This window comes from Myxococcus sp. CA040A, from assembly GCF_013336725.1.
GTDB classification, from domain to species: domain Bacteria; phylum Myxococcota; class Myxococcia; order Myxococcales; family Myxococcaceae; genus Myxococcus; species Myxococcus llanfairpwllgwyngyllgogerychwyrndrobwllllantysiliogogogochensis.
The window spans coordinates 84,899-100,736 of record NZ_JABUMR010000006.1 but is presented as its reverse complement, the minus strand read 5'-3'; the positions used below and the strand labels follow the sequence as shown (position 1 = coordinate 100,736).

At 69.1% G+C, this 15,838-nt stretch carries 14 protein-coding genes; 10 read left to right on the top strand and 4 right to left on the bottom strand.

The features are described 5' to 3' along the window. Positions 1-56 precede the first annotated feature (56 nt). From ettA to HUA75_RS26455, 3 genes are all read left to right on the top strand, one after another. The gene (gene ettA, locus HUA75_RS26465; RefSeq protein WP_141648596.1) at positions 57-1,736 is read left to right on the top strand and encodes an energy-dependent translational throttle protein EttA; all 1,680 of its coding nucleotides are present in this window, start codon (positions 57-59) and stop codon (positions 1,734-1,736) included. Between the two features lie 94 nt (positions 1,737-1,830). Beyond that, complete coding sequence (locus HUA75_RS26460; protein WP_141648597.1) at positions 1,831-2,331, top strand: hypothetical protein; 501 nt, start codon at positions 1,831-1,833, stop codon at positions 2,329-2,331. Between the two features lie 433 nt (positions 2,332-2,764). Continuing rightward, positions 2,765-4,405, top strand: coding sequence for a LysM peptidoglycan-binding domain-containing protein (locus HUA75_RS26455; protein WP_141648598.1), 1,641 nt, complete (start codon positions 2,765-2,767; stop codon positions 4,403-4,405). A gap of 169 nt (positions 4,406-4,574) precedes the next feature. On the opposite strand, the gene HUA75_RS26450 is transcribed toward HUA75_RS26455, so the two are convergent. Together HUA75_RS26450 and HUA75_RS26445 are read right to left on the bottom strand one after the other, a co-directional pair. After that, on the bottom strand, positions 4,575-5,369 hold the full coding sequence (locus HUA75_RS26450; protein WP_174487944.1) for a PH domain-containing protein: 795 nt from the start codon (positions 5,367-5,369) through the stop codon (positions 4,575-4,577). After that, complete coding sequence (locus tag HUA75_RS26445; protein WP_141648600.1) at positions 5,362-5,961, bottom strand: PH domain-containing protein; 600 nt, start codon at positions 5,959-5,961, stop codon at positions 5,362-5,364. Before HUA75_RS26445 ends, HUA75_RS26450 begins: the two co-directional genes overlap by 8 nt. A gap of 357 nt (positions 5,962-6,318) precedes the next feature. On the opposite strand from HUA75_RS26445, the gene HUA75_RS26440 reads away from it, so the two are divergent. From HUA75_RS26440 to HUA75_RS26430, 3 genes are all read left to right on the top strand, one after another. After that, positions 6,319-7,026 (top strand): hypothetical protein, encoded by a 708-nt coding sequence (locus tag HUA75_RS26440; protein ID WP_246137801.1) that lies wholly within the window; start codon positions 6,319-6,321, stop codon positions 7,024-7,026. Beyond that, positions 7,019-8,071: a GNAT family N-acetyltransferase gene (locus HUA75_RS26435; RefSeq protein WP_174487943.1), complete on the top strand. Its 1,053-nt coding sequence runs from the start codon at positions 7,019-7,021 to the stop codon at positions 8,069-8,071. The genes HUA75_RS26440 and HUA75_RS26435 overlap by 8 nt, the downstream gene beginning before the upstream one ends. 155 nt (positions 8,072-8,226) lie before the next feature. Next, the gene (locus HUA75_RS26430) at positions 8,227-9,390 is read left to right on the top strand and encodes an acetyl-CoA carboxylase biotin carboxylase subunit family protein (RefSeq protein WP_141643072.1); all 1,164 of its coding nucleotides are present in this window, start codon (positions 8,227-8,229) and stop codon (positions 9,388-9,390) included. 10 nt (positions 9,391-9,400) lie between these two features. Here HUA75_RS26430 and HUA75_RS26425 read toward each other — a convergent pair whose 3' ends face one another. Both HUA75_RS26425 and HUA75_RS26420 read right to left on the bottom strand, forming a co-directional pair. After that, positions 9,401-9,973, bottom strand: a complete 573-nt coding sequence (locus HUA75_RS26425) for a TIGR02265 family protein (protein ID WP_141643073.1) — start codon at positions 9,971-9,973, stop codon at positions 9,401-9,403. A 10-nt stretch (positions 9,974-9,983) separates the two neighbouring features. Further along, on the bottom strand, positions 9,984-10,757 hold the full coding sequence (locus HUA75_RS26420; RefSeq protein ID WP_141643108.1) for an alpha/beta hydrolase: 774 nt from the start codon (positions 10,755-10,757) through the stop codon (positions 9,984-9,986). A gap of 218 nt (positions 10,758-10,975) precedes the next feature. On the opposite strand from HUA75_RS26420, the gene HUA75_RS26415 reads away from it, so the two are divergent. The 4 genes from HUA75_RS26415 (at position 10,976) to HUA75_RS26400 (ending at position 15,784) form a co-directional block, all read left to right on the top strand. After that, positions 10,976-11,167: a hypothetical protein gene (locus HUA75_RS26415; protein ID WP_141643074.1), complete on the top strand. Its 192-nt coding sequence runs from the start codon at positions 10,976-10,978 to the stop codon at positions 11,165-11,167. 106 nt (positions 11,168-11,273) lie between these two features. Then, positions 11,274-13,379: a hypothetical protein gene (locus HUA75_RS26410; protein WP_371746196.1), complete on the top strand. Its 2,106-nt coding sequence runs from the start codon at positions 11,274-11,276 to the stop codon at positions 13,377-13,379. A 75-nt stretch (positions 13,380-13,454) separates the two neighbouring features. Further along, positions 13,455-15,311 carry a lamin tail domain-containing protein gene (locus HUA75_RS26405; RefSeq protein WP_254627792.1) on the top strand — a complete coding sequence of 619 codons (1,857 nt, stop codon included), beginning with the start codon at positions 13,455-13,457 and terminating at the stop codon, positions 15,309-15,311. Next, positions 15,299-15,784: a thermonuclease family protein gene (locus HUA75_RS26400; protein ID WP_174487941.1), complete on the top strand. Its 486-nt coding sequence runs from the start codon at positions 15,299-15,301 to the stop codon at positions 15,782-15,784. The genes HUA75_RS26405 and HUA75_RS26400 overlap by 13 nt, the downstream gene beginning before the upstream one ends. The last annotated feature ends 54 nt before the right edge of the window (positions 15,785-15,838 follow it).

Genomic DNA, 15,838 nt, shown 5'->3' with positions numbered 1-15,838 from the left:
GCTGTTCCACCCTGGTATCCGCGAGCCCCCACCCGCTCCAGAGCAGGAAGCCCCAGATGGCCCAGAATTTCATCTTCACGATGCAGGACCTGCGCAAGGTCAAGAATGGCAAGGAGATCCTCAAGGGCATCTACCTGTCGTTCTTCCCGGGCGCGAAGATTGGCGTCATCGGCCCGAACGGCTCCGGCAAGTCGACGCTGCTGCGCATCATGGCCGGCGTGGACACGGAGTTCTTCGGCGTGGCGAAGCCGGACCCGACCGCCAAGGTCGGCTATCTGGCGCAGGAGCCGCAGCTCGACACCTCGCTGGACGTGAAGGGCAACGTGGAGCTGGGGCTGAAGGAGATTCGCGCCTCGCTGGACCGCTTCAACGAGGTGAGCGCGAAGTTCGCCGAGCCCATGAGCGACGCGGAGATGGAGAAGCTGCTCGCCGAGCAGGGCCGGCTCCAGGACGCCATCGACGCGGCGAACGGGTGGGAGCTGGACCGCACGATTGAGATGGCCATGGACGCGCTGCGCCTGCCCCCGGGCGACGCGGACGTGACGAAGCTGTCCGGCGGTGAGAAGCGCCGCGTGGCGCTGTGCCGAATCCTGCTGGAGAAGCCGGACCTGCTCCTCCTCGACGAGCCCACCAACCACCTGGACGCGGAGAGCGTCGCGTGGCTGGAGGTCGCGCTCAAGGAGTACAAGGGCACCATCGTCTGCATCACCCACGACCGGTACTTCCTGGACAACGCGGCCGAGTGGATTCTGGAGCTGGACCGCGGCGAGGGCGTGCCCTGGAAGGGCAACTACTCCAGCTGGCTGGAGCAGAAGCAGAAGCGGTTGGAGCTGGAGGAGAAGTCGGAGAGCCAGCGGCAGAAGACGCTCAAGCGCGAGCTGGAGTGGGTGCGCCAGTCGCCCAAGGCCCGTCAGGCCAAGAGCAAGGCGCGCATCTCCGCGTACGAGGAGATGCTCAACCAGACGCAGGACAAGCGCGAGGCCACCGGCGAGGTCATCATCCCTCCCGGCCCCCGGCTGGGCGGCCTGGTGGTGGAGGCCAAGGGGCTGCGCAAGGCGTACGGTGACCGGCTGCTCATCGACGATTTGAACTTCAAGCTGCCGCCGGGCGGAATCGTGGGCGTCATCGGCCCCAACGGCGCGGGCAAGACGACGCTGTTCCGGATGATGACGGGCACGGAGAAGCCGGACGCGGGCGAGCTGAAGATTGGCGAGACGGTGGTGATGGCCTACGTGGACCAGAGCCGCGACGCGCTCAACGGCGACAACAGCGTGTTCCAGGAGGTCAGCGGCGGACTGGACCACCTGGACCTGGGCCGCGCGGGGCAGGTGCCCAGCCGCGCGTACCTGGCGGGCTTCGCCTTCAAGGGGCAGGACCAGCAGAAGCGCGTGAAGGATTTGTCCGGCGGCGAGCGCAACCGCGTGCACCTGGCGAAGATGCTCAAGAGCGGCGGCAACCTGCTCCTGCTCGACGAGCCCACCAACGATTTGGACGTGGAGACGCTGCGCAGCCTCGAGGACTCGCTCTTGAGCTTCGCCGGATGCGCGGTGGTCATCAGCCACGACCGCTGGTTCCTGGACCGCATCGCCACGCACATCCTCGCCTTCGAGGGCGACAGCAAGGCGTTCTTCTTCGAGGGCAACTTCCAGGACTACGAGGCGGACAAGAAGAAGCGCCTGGGCCCCGACGCCCTGGAGCCGCACCGCATCCGCTACCGCCCCATTTCAAAGAACTAGTCAGACGGGAATCTCTCCGCTCTCTCCCAGAGGGAGCGGAGCCCCGGGTTTCCGGGGCTTGATGAAGGTTCACTGGCGGTTCTACCGTTGGGGAATGAACCTTCGACTCGGATGGATGTGGAGTGGAGTGATTGCCGTGGCGCTGGGCCTGGCGGCCTGCAACGCGGGGGACGTGAGCGGCGAGGAGACTGGCTCGTTGGAGACGTCCGAGGCCGCGCTCTGCAGTGTGGAGCAGACGTGTCCGAGCGGGACGCCGGTGACGTGCTCCTCTCCGACGACAGGCTGTACTTCGGGCCCTGACAACGGTGGCTGGGTGGAGTGCGACGGCGTGCGCACCTACTGTCCTCCGGCGTGTACCTGCGGCACGACGCGCTACACGGCGACCCGGTCTGGTGAAGGGGCCACCTGCGGCGCCGCGGCCACCCAGGCGCGCAGCCTGCTGACCTCCACCGTGGCCGCGAGGTGCCCGGCGGGTGGCTGCGCCATCTCTGACTCCCTGGGTACCTGCGTCCCGCTGGGTCCCAACCGCACGGATGGCTTCCGCATGAGCATCACCCGCACGTACTCCTGCAAGGAGCCCGCGAACTGCCAGTAGCCGGCAGTCCCGCGGATTCCCACGTCCGAAGCCGCGCTGACGTGGATACCGCAGTATGGAATCTTTTCAATCACAGTGCCCTGCTGGCTTCGGCCGGCGGGGCATTGTTGTCTTCAGGACAGACACCCTCGTGGTCAGCCCAGACTCCCGGCCCGCAATTAATTACATCAGTTTGATCAAAAAATAGTCGTGAGGCTGAACATGAATTGTGACGGATTGGTCACGGGATCTCCGGATTTACTGGATTAACGCGTTGCATTAACAGGCGGACAGCCCGTGCGGGGTTGTAGCGCTCCCTCTGGGGCAGGGCGAAGTTCGGTGGGTTCGCAACTTTTCGCGGATGATCTTGAAAATCCGGGAGGTGTCTGTGGATGCCCTCCCAGGTGGCAGTGATTGGGGAGGGGCGCCTCGGACCTCATAGGGAGCCATCCACATGACTGTCAGGAACAACGTCAGCAACAGGGACAACAGCAATAGCTACCGCATCCGGGAGCGCGACACGCTCAGCAAGATCGCCGCCCGGAACGGCACCACCGTGGATGCGCTGGCCCAGCTCAACAACATCGCCGACCCGAACCGGATTCGGGCGGGGACGACCATCCAGCTTCCCTCGGCCCGCGACGGGTTTGAGGGCACGACGGCCAACCCCACGCAGACCAACGTGGGCGCGCGGCAGAATCCCGGCGACACCTTTGACGCGGGCACCACCGCGGCGGCGGGCCTGACGTCCCCCAACGCGTCGGGGACGAACAACGGCTACCGCAACATCCAGGACCTGGGCGCCTTCACCCGCGGCGGCTCCAACTCCGAGGCGGCCATCGTCGTCGGCACCTCCGAGGGCAACCGCCGTCCGGACGGCTCCTTCACGGCCAGCTACGGCGGCCACACGGACCCGGGCAACGCGGCGCACAACCGTGGCTCGTTCTCCTACCAGGGCACGGGCGCCAACACCCCGCAGCAGGCCGACCAGATCTGGAACCGCGAGCTGACCAACGCCACGCCGCGCTACGAGGCCGCCGCCCGCGCCGCGGGCCTGGATCCGAACAATGCGCTGCTGGCGTCCACGTACTTTGATTTGCACACCCAGTCGCCTCGCGCCGCGCAGAACTTCATCAACCGTGAGATGCCCCGGCTGGCGCAGGACCCGCGCGGCGTCACCCGCGACTCGCTCATCGATGCGCGCGTGAACGCGTACCGCAACGACCAGGGTGTCCTGCGCGCCGCTGGCTTCAACCACAGCGAGTCCCGCCTGCGCGCCGACCAGACGCGCCGCGAGACGGCGCTCGTCACGGCGCTGGATGCGCGTGGCTATCGCTCCGGTACGACGCAGGCCGACGGTGTTCCCCAGGGACAGGTCCCGGTGCCCACGCCGCGCCCTGTCTCGGAGAACCCCACGGTCGCCCCGACGCCGCGCCCGGCCTCCGAGCGCCCCACGGCCGCGCCCACGCCGCGCCCGGCCTCCGAGCGCCCCACCACCACGACCAACGGCGCGACGCCGACGAACCTCAACGACACCGAGCGCGTCGCGGCGACGACGGACCGCGCGGCCGTGCAGACGCGCACCCCGTGGATCAGCCAGTACGACGCCAGCCAGGTGGAGCGCGCTGGTGACAAGGCGTGCTTCCGCGCGGCGACGGCGATGGCTCGGCAGAGCGGCGCCAACGTGACGGACGTCACCCGCCGCATCCAGGTCGCCACGGGCGAGGGCCCCAACGGCATCACCGTGGACCGCCAGGCGGCGGAGCGCGGCCGGAACTACATCGACCAGCAGTTGGCCGCGGGCAAGCCGGTCGTCGTGGGCGTCAACCACAAGTCGACCGCCAACGTGGGCAACGCCGACGGCATCACCGACCACTTCGTCGTCATCACCGGTCGTGGCGTGGACCAGCAGGGCCGCACCTACTACACGTTCAACGACCCGGCGACGCGCAACCAGAGCCGTGGCGCGGACACCAACCCGAACAACCGCTTCTACGTCGACGAGAACACCGGCGGCCTCACCCGCCCGGGGCCCCGCACGGGCTACGTCGTCGGCCGCCAGTTCGACGTGTCGATGATTCGCCCCAACGCGTAGTCGTCGCCTGACGCGCGGAAGGACAGAAGCCCGGCGGCCCAGGTGGCCGACCGGGCTTCTTCATGTCCAAGAACTGGAGCGGCGTGGCTCGTCGGCACCGCTCACGAGTTCCGAGGAGTCGAGCGAGGCGAGAGGGCGTCCCCGCCAGCGCACCGGCCAGGCGTGCCGCTCACGACGCCCGAGGAGTCGCGCGCGCCGCAGGTCGCTCCGCCAGCGTGCCTCGCAGCGCGCGGACCTCGGCGAGCACTTCGTGCGCCGCCTCCAGTGTCGACGGGGCCGGCGCGACTGTGGGCGCCGGGTTCGTGGCAAGCTCCGAGGGCTCGCCGAGGCCGGTGTCCCGGTGTTGCCGCACGCACTCCATGATGGCGTCGCGAATCGCCTCGGGGTTGCTCACGCCTCGGAAGCGGGCCTCGTGCAGGTGCTCCTGCATGTCCGTGTCCGACTCGCGGGAGCGCGAGCCACTGCCTCCGCCCGCCGTCTCCACCTTCACGTCGGCGATGCCCAGCATCCGCTGGAGGGGGTTCTGCTGGATGGAGATCTGCTGGATGTTGGCGAAGGTCATCGTCTTCTCCCGCAGCGACATGACGCCCTCGCGGACGCGCAGGCTCCGGTCCGTCAGCGCATACCAGCGCAGCTCGTAGTCGAGCCGGACCACGAAGAAGCTCAAGGGCAGCACCAGCACCAGGAAGCCCAGCCACGCGACGACCTCCACCGCGTAGATGAGCGTCGTCACGAGCGTCGTGGCGGGAAGGCCGCGAAGCATGGGCGTGAGCATCTGGCTCAGGAAGGCCCATGCCACCACCGCGCCCACGACGGCCACCACGTGCTTGAACCCCAGCAGCACCCGTCGATAGAGCAGGTACTGCGGCGCCGCGCGGAACACGCGCACCGTGCCCTCGGGGAGCTGGGGCTCGGGGTCCACCTTCAAGAACCGCAGGAGCCAGGCGTGGGGCACGTCACTCATCCGCCTGCTCCTTCGCGTTGCGCGCGCCCAGCTCCTGACGGAGCGCGCGGACCTCGGCGGCGACCTCGCGCAGCGCGGCCGCCAGTGCCTCCGACTCACCTGTCGCCAGCGAGGAGGACTTCGCCACGGCGGAGCCCCGGTCCCGGGTGCCGCGCATCTTCGAGTAGAGCAGGTCGCGCATCGCCTCGAAGTCCTGGATGCCCTCGATGGTGATTTCCGCCTGGGCGCTGCCGCTCGCCGTCTGAATCTGGATGCGCGCGAGTCCCAACCACCGCTCCACGACATGGCTGGACAGGTGGATGTCCTGGATGCGCGCATAGGTGAGGGACACCTCGCGTCGGAAGAGGATGCCCCACCGCATGGTGATGCCCTCCTCGTCCAGCTCGTAGCGCAGCGTGCGGAACTTGAAGTAGCGCAGGAGCGCGAGGATGGGGAACCCAGGTCCCGCCAGCAGCGAGCCGAGCAGGTAGTTGGTGAGCAGGCTCGCGTGCGGCTGCAGCACCGTGGGCAGCTTCCACGGCGAGGCGGGCCGCGCGGGCACGAGCGCGGGCTGGGGTCCGGGCGGGGATGTCACGGGACCGCCGAGAGTCATGAAGGGCTCACCTGGGTGCTCCTCCGGAAATCACTGTCTGTTCCCAACGTGTGGGCGCGACACCCATTTCATACGCCGGTCCACTCGTGCCGTCATGTCCCCCGGGATGAGGCTGCGTCCACCAGTCCACCGCGCCCGAGACTCGCGTGCGGCGCCTTGCGAGGCGTGGGCTCGTCGGCTCGGGGACAGCGGTCCTTGAGAAGTCGAGAGGCCGCTTCGGCGGTGCCCCACTCCGAGACGTGTTGCCTGTGGAGCACGTCACGATTGCGGGCAAGGGCTGATTCATCAAAAACAGACCCGCGAGGATTCCGGCCCGCGGGTCTTTGCTCCGCATCCGCGCACCCTACCGTGGCGCGCATGAACCTGATGCGCTGGCTGAGTCTTGAGGAGATGTTGTCGGGGATTGAAACACCGGAGGGCTGCTCCGCGGAGCAGCTCGCGCGGGAGGACCTCCCTCGCCTGACGGCCCTGCTGGAGAGCTGGTATCCGGACATCCGGGTCGGCACGGAGAGTCGTCACCTGGAGCCCTCGTTCTACGAGCGGGAGTTCTTCCTCCGAGGCGAGTCTCCGGACCGCTCGCTGTACGGCATCCTCGTGCGTGACCGCGCGAGCGGGGACATCATCGGCCTGCTGACGATGGAGCGGAACGTGCGCGGGCTGCAGCTCTCCGCGGCCCTGGGTGTCTTGGAGCCCTCGCGGCGCGGGCTGGGCATCGGCTTCCTGGGCACCGCGGCGCTGGAAATCGTGGGCCGCAACATCGGCGCGGAGGTGGTGCTCTACTACTCCACGCTGAAGACGGCGCGCGCGCAGCGCAACGCGGAGAACCAGGGCTTCAAGCTGGTGGGCTTGGTGCCCGCCTTCGACGTGGATGCCATCGCCCCGGGCAAGGTGAAGCGTGTCTACGAGGCGCTCTATTCGAAGGTCCTCGTGGAGTCGGAGCGCATCCATCTTCCCGAGTGGGAGGCGCTGACGCCCTCCACCCGCGCGCTCTACACGCACCTGTTCGGTCCACATCCGGCGCAGACCGCCAGCGTCCCCGCTCCGTCGGAGCGCCTGCATGGTTGAGGTGCGGACCTACGAAGGGGACGCGGTGGATGCGTCCCAGTTCGTCAACCGCGTCTGGGGCAAATACTACGGAGCGCAGGGGCCGCTGACGGACTTCCAGCCTCGGATGCTGGACTGGTTTCTCTTCGGCAACAGGCTCGCGACGCGAGAGTACCGTCTGGCCGCGTATTCGGGTGGGAAGCTGGCGGGAGTCCTGTTCGCGGAGCCCATCCGGCTCCGACTGGGGACTCGTACCGTGGAAGGCACGTACGGGAGTTGGCTCAGTGTGGACCCCGCGTTCCGAGGAACGGGCGTGGGGCAGAAGCTGACGGAGACGATGTCCTCGCGTCAGCGCGAGCGCGGGGCCTTGCTCATGCTGGGTTGTATGGAGGACGGCAGTGTGGCGGAGCGCTTCTGGAGGAAGACTCCTGGCCTGCGGGCCTTCGACACGCTGGGCATGTGGCTTCACGTCTTCGACGCGGCGGCGGTGGCGCGCTGGTCCAAGACGGCGGCCGAGCGCGCGCTCTTCACGCTCGCGCGGCCGTGGCTGCGCGGGAGCGCTCCGTCCGTGGACACAATGGAGGGCATCCGGCCCTATCGTCCGGAGGACCTGCCTGCGTGCATGGCGCTGGTGGAACGGATGATGGAGTCGGTGAGCCTGGGATACGCCTATACGCCCGAGCGGCTCGCGCATCAGCTCCAGTACCGGGACGTGCCGCGCACCCTCGTCCTGGAACGCGACGGCGCCGTGCGAGGATTGGTCAACTTCTACACGCTTCAGATGAATGCCCGGGGCCCGCTGACCATCGCCCTGGTGGACCTGCTCGCCTTCCACGCGTCGGTGCCGCGCGCGGAGCAGAAGCGCCTCTTGCGCGTGGCCATGCGGGACATGGTGGAGCAGGGGGCGAGCTGCGCGGTGATGCTCCGGGGGCCGTGTGTGTCCAGTCGGCTGATGCTCGGGGCGGGGTGGCTGCCCTGGGCGGGGGGCACCCGGGTGATTTGCGCGCTGCCATCTCCAGAGGTGGAGTGGCCCACCGCCCCGCGAGTCTTCACACACCTGCGCTGAAGGACTCCGAGCGGGCGGCCCGCTCAGGGTCCGAGTCCCGGGGCACGGGCGGGCACGCCCCCCTCGGGGCGACAGGTGGGCGACGACAAGGAAGTGGGCGCGGGCGCGCATCGCGCTATGGTCCATGGGTACCGGGACTGTCGCCCCGAGGAGCCATGAACTTCGTCTTCATCTCTCCGCACTTCCCGTCCCACTTCTTCCACTTCGTCACCGCGCTGCGCGAGCGGGGCGTCACGGTGCTGGGCATCGGCGACGCGGCCTACGAGTCCCTGCGCCCCGAGCTGCGCGACTCCCTGCGCGAGTACTACTTCGTCTCCAGCCTGCACGACGAAGACTCCCTCACGCGCGCGGCCGGCTACCTCACGTGGCGCCATGGCCGGCTGGAGCGCATCGATTCGCTCAACGAGTCCTGGCTGGAGGTCGAAGCCCGCCTGCGCGAGGACTTCCATGTCCCGGGCCTCCAGCCGGCGGACATCCACCGCATGCGCTCGAAGTCGGGCATGGCGCAGGTCTTCCATCAGGCGGGCGTGCCCCACCCGGACCTCATCCGCGTGCGCGACGCCGCGCAGGTGAAGGAGTTCGCCAGCCGCGTGGGCTACCCGCTGGTGCTCAAGCCCGACGTGGGCGTGGGCGCGGCCAACACCTTCAAGGTCTCCAGCGACGCGGACGTGGACGCCGCCCTGGCGCACCCGCTGCCCACCACGTACGTGGGGCAGCCCTTCGTGCGCGGCACCATCGTCACGTACGACGGCATCGTCGACCGGCACGGCGTCATCGTCTTCACCCTCAGCCACGAGTACAGCGACGGAGGCATGGAGACGGTGGTGGAGCGGCGGGACATCTCCTTCTGGAGCCACCTGGAGATTCCCCCCGCGCTGGACGTGCTCGGCCGGCAGGTGGTGGCCGCCTTCGGTCTGCGCGAGCGCTGGTTCCACCTGGAGTTCTTCCGGCTGCCGGATGGCCGCTTCGTCGTGCTGGAGGCCAACCTGCGGCCTCCCGGCGGCTTCATCCCCGACATGATGAACTACACGTGCGACATCGACGTGTACCGGCTCTGGGCGCGGGTGATGACGGGGGACCCGGTGGCGGACTTCCGCTACACCCCGCGCTACCACGTGTGTCACAGCGCGCGCCGTCACGGCCGTCGCTACAAACACACGCATGAAGAGGTGGTGAAGCGGCTCGGGTCCGCGTTCATCCTCCACCGCGAGCTGCCGCCCATCTACCACAGCCTGTTGGGCGAGGAGATGTACCTCACGCGCCACACGGACCTGGACGCGATGCGGGACGCGGTGCGCTTCATCCAGGCCACGGCCTAGCGCCGCCGCGTCAGCGCTCCGTCCACGTGAGCAGGTAGGTGGTGTGGCTTTCCTCCACGGACAGCGTCGTCACCTTCGGGGACTCGCCGCCGCCCACGCGAATCATGTGCTCGAACAGCGACTCCGAGTAGCCGGGACAGTCGAGCACGGAGTTCATCCGCATCTCGTACGTGGTGGGGCCTTTCTCCACGAGCTCCACCTCCGTGTAGTTGTCCGTGCCGCGCAGGGTCTGCGGCATCCGCTGCACCAGCCGTTTCGGGCCCAACAGCCGCATGACGCCGTACACGGCGCGCCCGATGAGGGTGCGGCCGTAGCCATCCACGTGCGCGGCGGCCAGGTGGCGGAAGGACTCCTCCAGGGGCATGCCGGGCCAGGTCTCCTGGGCGATGACGCGCAGGCACTGCGCCCACATGACCACGGGGTAGGCCGGCAGCAGGGGCTGGTCCACATCGACGCCCACCTGGCGCAGTCGCGCCTTGAGGCGGGGGGAGATGCGGCCCTGGAGGCCGTGTTGGATGAGGCCCTCGACGACTTGGACGTAGACCAGCCGGTGTTCGAGCGGGACGTGCTTGCCGGACTTCACGCCGTGCGCCTCACGTCAGCAGCCAGCGCATCGCGGTGGGCAGTCTGCGCTGCCAGTCCTTCTCGTGGTGTTCGCCCCCGGGCTCCAGCACGAGCGACACCTCATGGTCGGCGTAGCCCAGGCCCTTGAGGTGTTCGTAGAAGGCGCGCGTGGCCTCGCCGTAGTTGAGCGGGAGGCCGTCCGCGTCAATGAACTCCTGGGCGCCCGCGTCCAGGTAGATGCGCGTCCAGCGGCGGGGGTGGGTGCCCCACTCGGAGAAGAGGCGGCCGTCGCTCCACATGACGGTGGGGGACAGCGCGCCGATGCGGCCGAACACCTGCGGGTAGCGGCAGCCCAGGTACAGCGAGATGAGGCCGCCCAGGGAGGAGCCCATGGCTCCGGTCCACTCGGCGCCTTCACGCGTGCGGTAGTTCAGGTCGACCAGCGGCTTGAGGTGCTCCACCAGGAAGCGGCCGTAGGCTTCGCCTCGCGCCTTCACCTTGCCGCTCGAGTCGTCCCAGGGCGAGTACTCCTGCAGCCGCCCGGTGCCCGAGTCCACCGCGACGATGATCCACGGCTCCAGGTGGCCTTCGCCCACGCCCTGTTCGAGCGCGAGGTTGGCGCACCAGGTGTCGAAGAGGGCGGACTCCGGATGCGCGAAGACGTTCTGCCCGTCGTGCATGTAGAGCACGGGGAAGCGATGCCAGGGCATCGAGTCATAGGCATCCGGCGTGTAGATGCGCACGGTGCGGGAGAAGCCCTCCTGAGGGGAGGGGAAGTCTCGGACGATGTGGACGTGGCCCATGAATGCGAGGCGCAGCATACATGGATGTCCCCCCATTGCTCCGCCCCTGGCCGGCCGGTGGTCATGGACCCCACACCGCACGGGAGGCCGTGGGCTGCTCGCACCTGGAGCAAGGAGGCTGGCCCCGGGGCTGCACGGGACGTCGGGAAACATGAGGCCGTCGGTCTCCCCTGCAATACTGACAAGGCAGCGGGCAGCCCCCTCCGGAGTCCCCCTCGATGGAACTGAACCGACTGCACCTCTCCGCGCTATTGATGTCGACCGAGGCCGACGTGCGTCGCGCGAGGGCCGCCTTGGATGGGAGTGAAGAGGCGCGCTTGCGTTATGCCGCCGCTCAGGCGCTCGCGGTGGCGGCGAAGTCCGTCACGGAGGAGCTGCTGCTGGCGGCGCCTCCCGATGTCCGGGTGTGACGCCGTTGCGTCTGGCCCGTGGACGGCCGGTCCGAGGCTCGGACGGCGTCGGGGCGAGGCGCTCCTGTAGGGAACGGTGGTCTCTGGCGTGCAGTGCCGGCGCCTCGTGCCTCGGTTCCTCGGGATGTTGCTCCATGGGTTGTTGGGTGGGTGGTTGCTCGGCGCGTCGCCGGTGCTCGCCGCGCCGTACGAGGTGGAGCCCGAAGTCGACGGTGAGCTGGAGCTGCTCGCGCTGCTGGAGGACGGGACGCTCTCCGCGGAGACGTGGGCCGCGCTGGTGGCGCTGCGGCGAGCGGGCGTGGAGCCCGAGCAGGCGACCCGGGCGGCGCTCTACGCACTGCCCGGGCTGACCTATGCGGAGGTCGATGAGCGATTGAGGGAGCGCGGGGCCTCGATGCCCGAAGTCCTCACGGACGAGGAGCGACGTCGACTCGCGCCCTTCCTGGTGAATCGAGTGCCTGGGGAACTGTCGGGGGACGCGAGGCTGCTGACAGCCTTCGCCCTGTCGGACTCGGTGCTTCCTCCGGTGGCCTTGCAGGTCCGGGCCGGTGGGCTCGCGGGACTTCGCGTGGGCGTGCTCGCGACGTGGGCACGTCGGAGGTTGGGGACACTTCGACGAGACGCGCGCACCCGGAGCCTCGTGGTGGACGCGCCCGGCTCGGCGGTGTTGCTGCCCAAGTTTCACGCGCAATGGACGGGCACGAGTGCTTCCGTGCTGGTGGGCACCTATCGGCTGGGCTTCGGACAGCGCCTCACGCTGGACACGACGGCGCTTCCTTCACCGGAGGGCTTCCTCGCGGACGATGGCGTGCGGCCTCCCGGCGCGCTGGAGCGGGAGTGTCTGTTGTCGAGCGCCGCGTGTGCCGAGGCCGAACGCGAGGCGGACGTCACCCCCGACTTCCGCTGGGACGAGGGCTTCCGTGGCGTGGCGGGCACCGTGCGCGGCGCGGTGGGTAGTGGCCTGGACCTGTCGCTCACGGGCTTCGGCTCCTACCAAAGCCGTTCACTCCAGCGGTCCGCTGTGTTGGACCGGGCGACATGTGAGTCGTCGCGAATGGGCGCGTCGGGCTGCGAGGCGCCAGAGGTCCTCGTCCCCTTGTCGCGCGCTCGGCTGGAGCCGCTTCGGGCGCGCACGCTGCCCGGTGTCTTCAGCGAGTGGGCCGGTGGTGGCAACGCGACGCTCGCCCTGTCGCCGCGAGCGCAAGTGGGAGTGACGGGCTGGGCCGCGAGGCCCGTGTGGCCGGTGAAGGGCGCCACGCTCGACTTCCAACCGCACGCACGCTACCCGATGGGTGGCGGCTTCGGCGCGGTGGGACTCGATGCCGCCTGGGGGCTGGGAGCGGTGGACCTCTTCTTCGAGGGCTCGCGCAGCTTCGACTCGGCGCCGGGCCGTGGTGGGAGCTGGGCGGCCCTTCAGCGCACGGTGCTCTCCGGCACGGGTCAGGAGCTGGAGCTGGCACTGCGCTACTACGGACGTGGATTCGCCAATCCCTACAGCGGTGCCACCTCGGGACCGGACCTGCTGGAAGGACAGCGGGTTCGCAACGAGCTGGGTGCACGGCTGCGCTATCTGTATCGCGATGCGGCGACGTGGCGGTTTCGCGGCCAGGTGGATGGTTGGACGCTGCCCGCCGATGGCGCGGTGAAGGGCACGGCGGGATTGACGCAGGTGAGAGCCTCCGCACGCGTGGACTGGCTGGCGTGGACGTGGCTGCGACCGTCCCTGCAATTGGAGGCGCGTGAGGCGGGGCTGGGGCAGGCCCTCGCATGCTCCGACACGGAAGACAGCGCGGAGCCGGAGGAGGTGCCCGCGTGTTCCCGAGGGAGCCGGTGGGGCGTTACCGCGCGAGTTCGTTCAGAGCTCTCGGAGTCAGTCAGCGTCGCGGCGCAGTCCGGTTACACACGCGTGGTCGAGCCGGGGACCTCGAAGGCCCGAAACGATGGCCGTGCCCTCATCGAGCTGAAGCTGCGTCCCCTGGAGTCCTTGCGACTGGGGGCCCGAATCCAGTGGAAGGATGAAGACCTCTCCGAGCGCACCCGGCTTCGACAGGAGGTCCGTACGACGGTGGACCTGGGGTGGACGCTCCTGTCCGCGACGACGGTGCGTGGCCGGTATGTCTGGGGGGTGGATTTGAAGGATGCGCGAGCGGCGAGGACGCCGCCGGACGCGCCGAGACACCTGTTCCAACTGGAAGTGGAGACGCGCTTCTGACGCGTGTCCTGGAGACGCAGTGAGCCGAGAGGGGAAGGCATCGACATGAGGGGTTGGGGATGGAGGCTGGGGTGGATGTGCTTGTTGGGCGTGGGCGCGTGTGGCGCGCCGTTGGAAGAAGGGACGGAGGCCGCCTGCTCGGGCGTGTTGCCGGGGGACCTCGTCATCACCGAGTACCTGAATGACCCCGAGGGGACCGATACGGGGCGGGAGTACGTGGAGCTCCACAATCCCCTCAAGGTGTCCGTGAGCCTGGAGTCGATGACGCTGTACGCGGCTCGCTCGGACGGCTCGCAGGAGAAGGGGTTCTTCTTCGGGGGCCCGCTGTCGGTGGCGCCCGGGGACTACCTGGTGCTGGGAGATGTCCGCGAGGGACCCGTGCCCGCGCACGTGGACCAGTCCTATGGCGAGGAGCTGGGCGCGCTGGGCAACACGTCGGGGAGGCTGGGTGTTCGATGTGGCGAGCGGGTGATTGACGAGGTTTCGCTCTCCGCGCCGGCGAAGAGCGGCGTGGCCCGTGGCTATGACGGACGGCTCGTGCCGGACTCCGCTGGCAATGATGACCCGGCGCGCTGGTGTGACGGCTCGGGCTCGGACGTGGCAGGGGTGTCCCAGGGAAGCCCCGGCGCCGCGAATCCTCCCTGTGCGCCAGCGGAAGGCGCATCCGAGGAGAACGGGAGCACGGAGACCTGCCTCCCCCTGGGCTCCCAGGTTCCTCGCGAGGTGAAGCGTCCTCGCTCGGGTGAGCTGGTCATCACGGAGTTGATGGTGAATCCGCTCGGAGACGACACGGTGGGCGAGTGGGTGGAGGTCCTGGCCACGGCTGCCGTGGACCTCAATGGCTTGACGTTTGGCTCCGACACGACGAGCACGAAGGTTCAGGGCGCGAACTGTCTGTCACTTCCCTCTGGAGGGTACGCGGTGCTGGCCCGACGCTCCGAGGCCGTACTCAACGGAGGACTGCCCGCGCCCGTGGCCACGTTCGGCGTGGACCTGCGCAACACGGGAGGTGTCGTGCAGGTGCGGGCCGGTGAGGTGCTCGTCGATGCCGTCGCATATGGCGCCGCGGAAGACGGTGTCGCGATTCAGGTGTCCGCGGGGGTGACGAATGCGTCCAGCAATGACTCAGCGAACGCGTGGTGTCGTGCCTCGGAGGCGTATGGCTCGCGCGGAAACCTGGGCACCCCGGGGCGCGCGAACCGGGCCTGTGCGTCGGGCGGGGGCGGGGTGGATTCCGGTGCACCAGATGGTGGCGCTCCCGATGGAGGGCGCGACCCGAGTGGTGGCTTCGACGCGGGCTCCACGGATGGAGGAACCCGTGATGCGGGACAGGACGGGGGTCTCCGAGACGCCGGTGTTCCGGACGCGGGGAGCCCCGCGCGCACGTGTATCGACCGGGTGACGGGGACCCCGCGCCCGGTCCGGTTACCGGAGGTGGGCTCGCTCGTGCTCACGGAGTTCATGGCGGACCCGAGCGCCGTGGCGGACAGCGCGGGGGAGTGGGTGGAGGTCCTCGCGCTGCGCGAGGTGGACCTCAATGGCGTCACGCTGATGAATGAGGGAGGCATGAGCGCGGTGCTCGACGCGACGCTCTGTCTGTCGTTGAAGGCCGGGGCCCGAGGGGTGCTCGCGCGCGGCGCGGACACGGCGCTCAATGGTGGACTTCCCTCGGTGCTCGCCACGTTCTCCTTCAATCTGTCCAATGCCGCGGGCAGCCACTCGCTCCGCCTGGCACTGGGGAGCCGGGTGCTGGATGTCATCACCTGGACGAGCGCCGCGACGCCGGGGGTGTCGCTGCAGGTCAGCCCGGCGAACAGCGACCCTCAGCGCAATGACGCGCCGGGGAGCTTCTGTCTCGCGCCCTCGTCGGCGCGCTATGGCCTGGGAGACCGGGGAACGCCGGGCCTGGAGAACCGCGCATGCGTGCCCTGAGTGCCGCGCTCGCCCTGCTGGGGCTGCTCGTGGCCTGTGGGGGTGACGCGGGGACGCGGTGTGGACCCGACACGGGCCGGGTGGCGGAGGTCATCGACGGTGACACCGTCTTGCTCGAAGGTGGTGAGCGCATCCGCTACCTGCTCGCGGACACACCGGAGAGCACGGCGGGCAGACACGACTGCTTCGGGCAGGAGGCCCTGGCCTTCAACCGGAGCCTCGTCGAAGGACGGCGGGTGACGCTCGTCGACGCGGAGGCGTGTGAGGACCGCTTCGGCCGACGGCTCGCCTACGTCACCGTCGATGGACATGACGTGAGCGCGCTGCTGGTGGAGCGGGGCTTCGCGTGCGTGCTCCATGTCCCGCCCGCCGGCGACTCCCGACGGGTCGAGTTCGAGGCGCTGGAGTTCCAGGCGCGAAGGGCCCGCCGGGGCCTGTGGGGCGCCTGCTCGCCGGTGCCGTGCTCGCGATGAGTCACTGGGACACGGAGCGCCCACGTGCCCGCCTCCCGAGCGGGGTGTCACCCA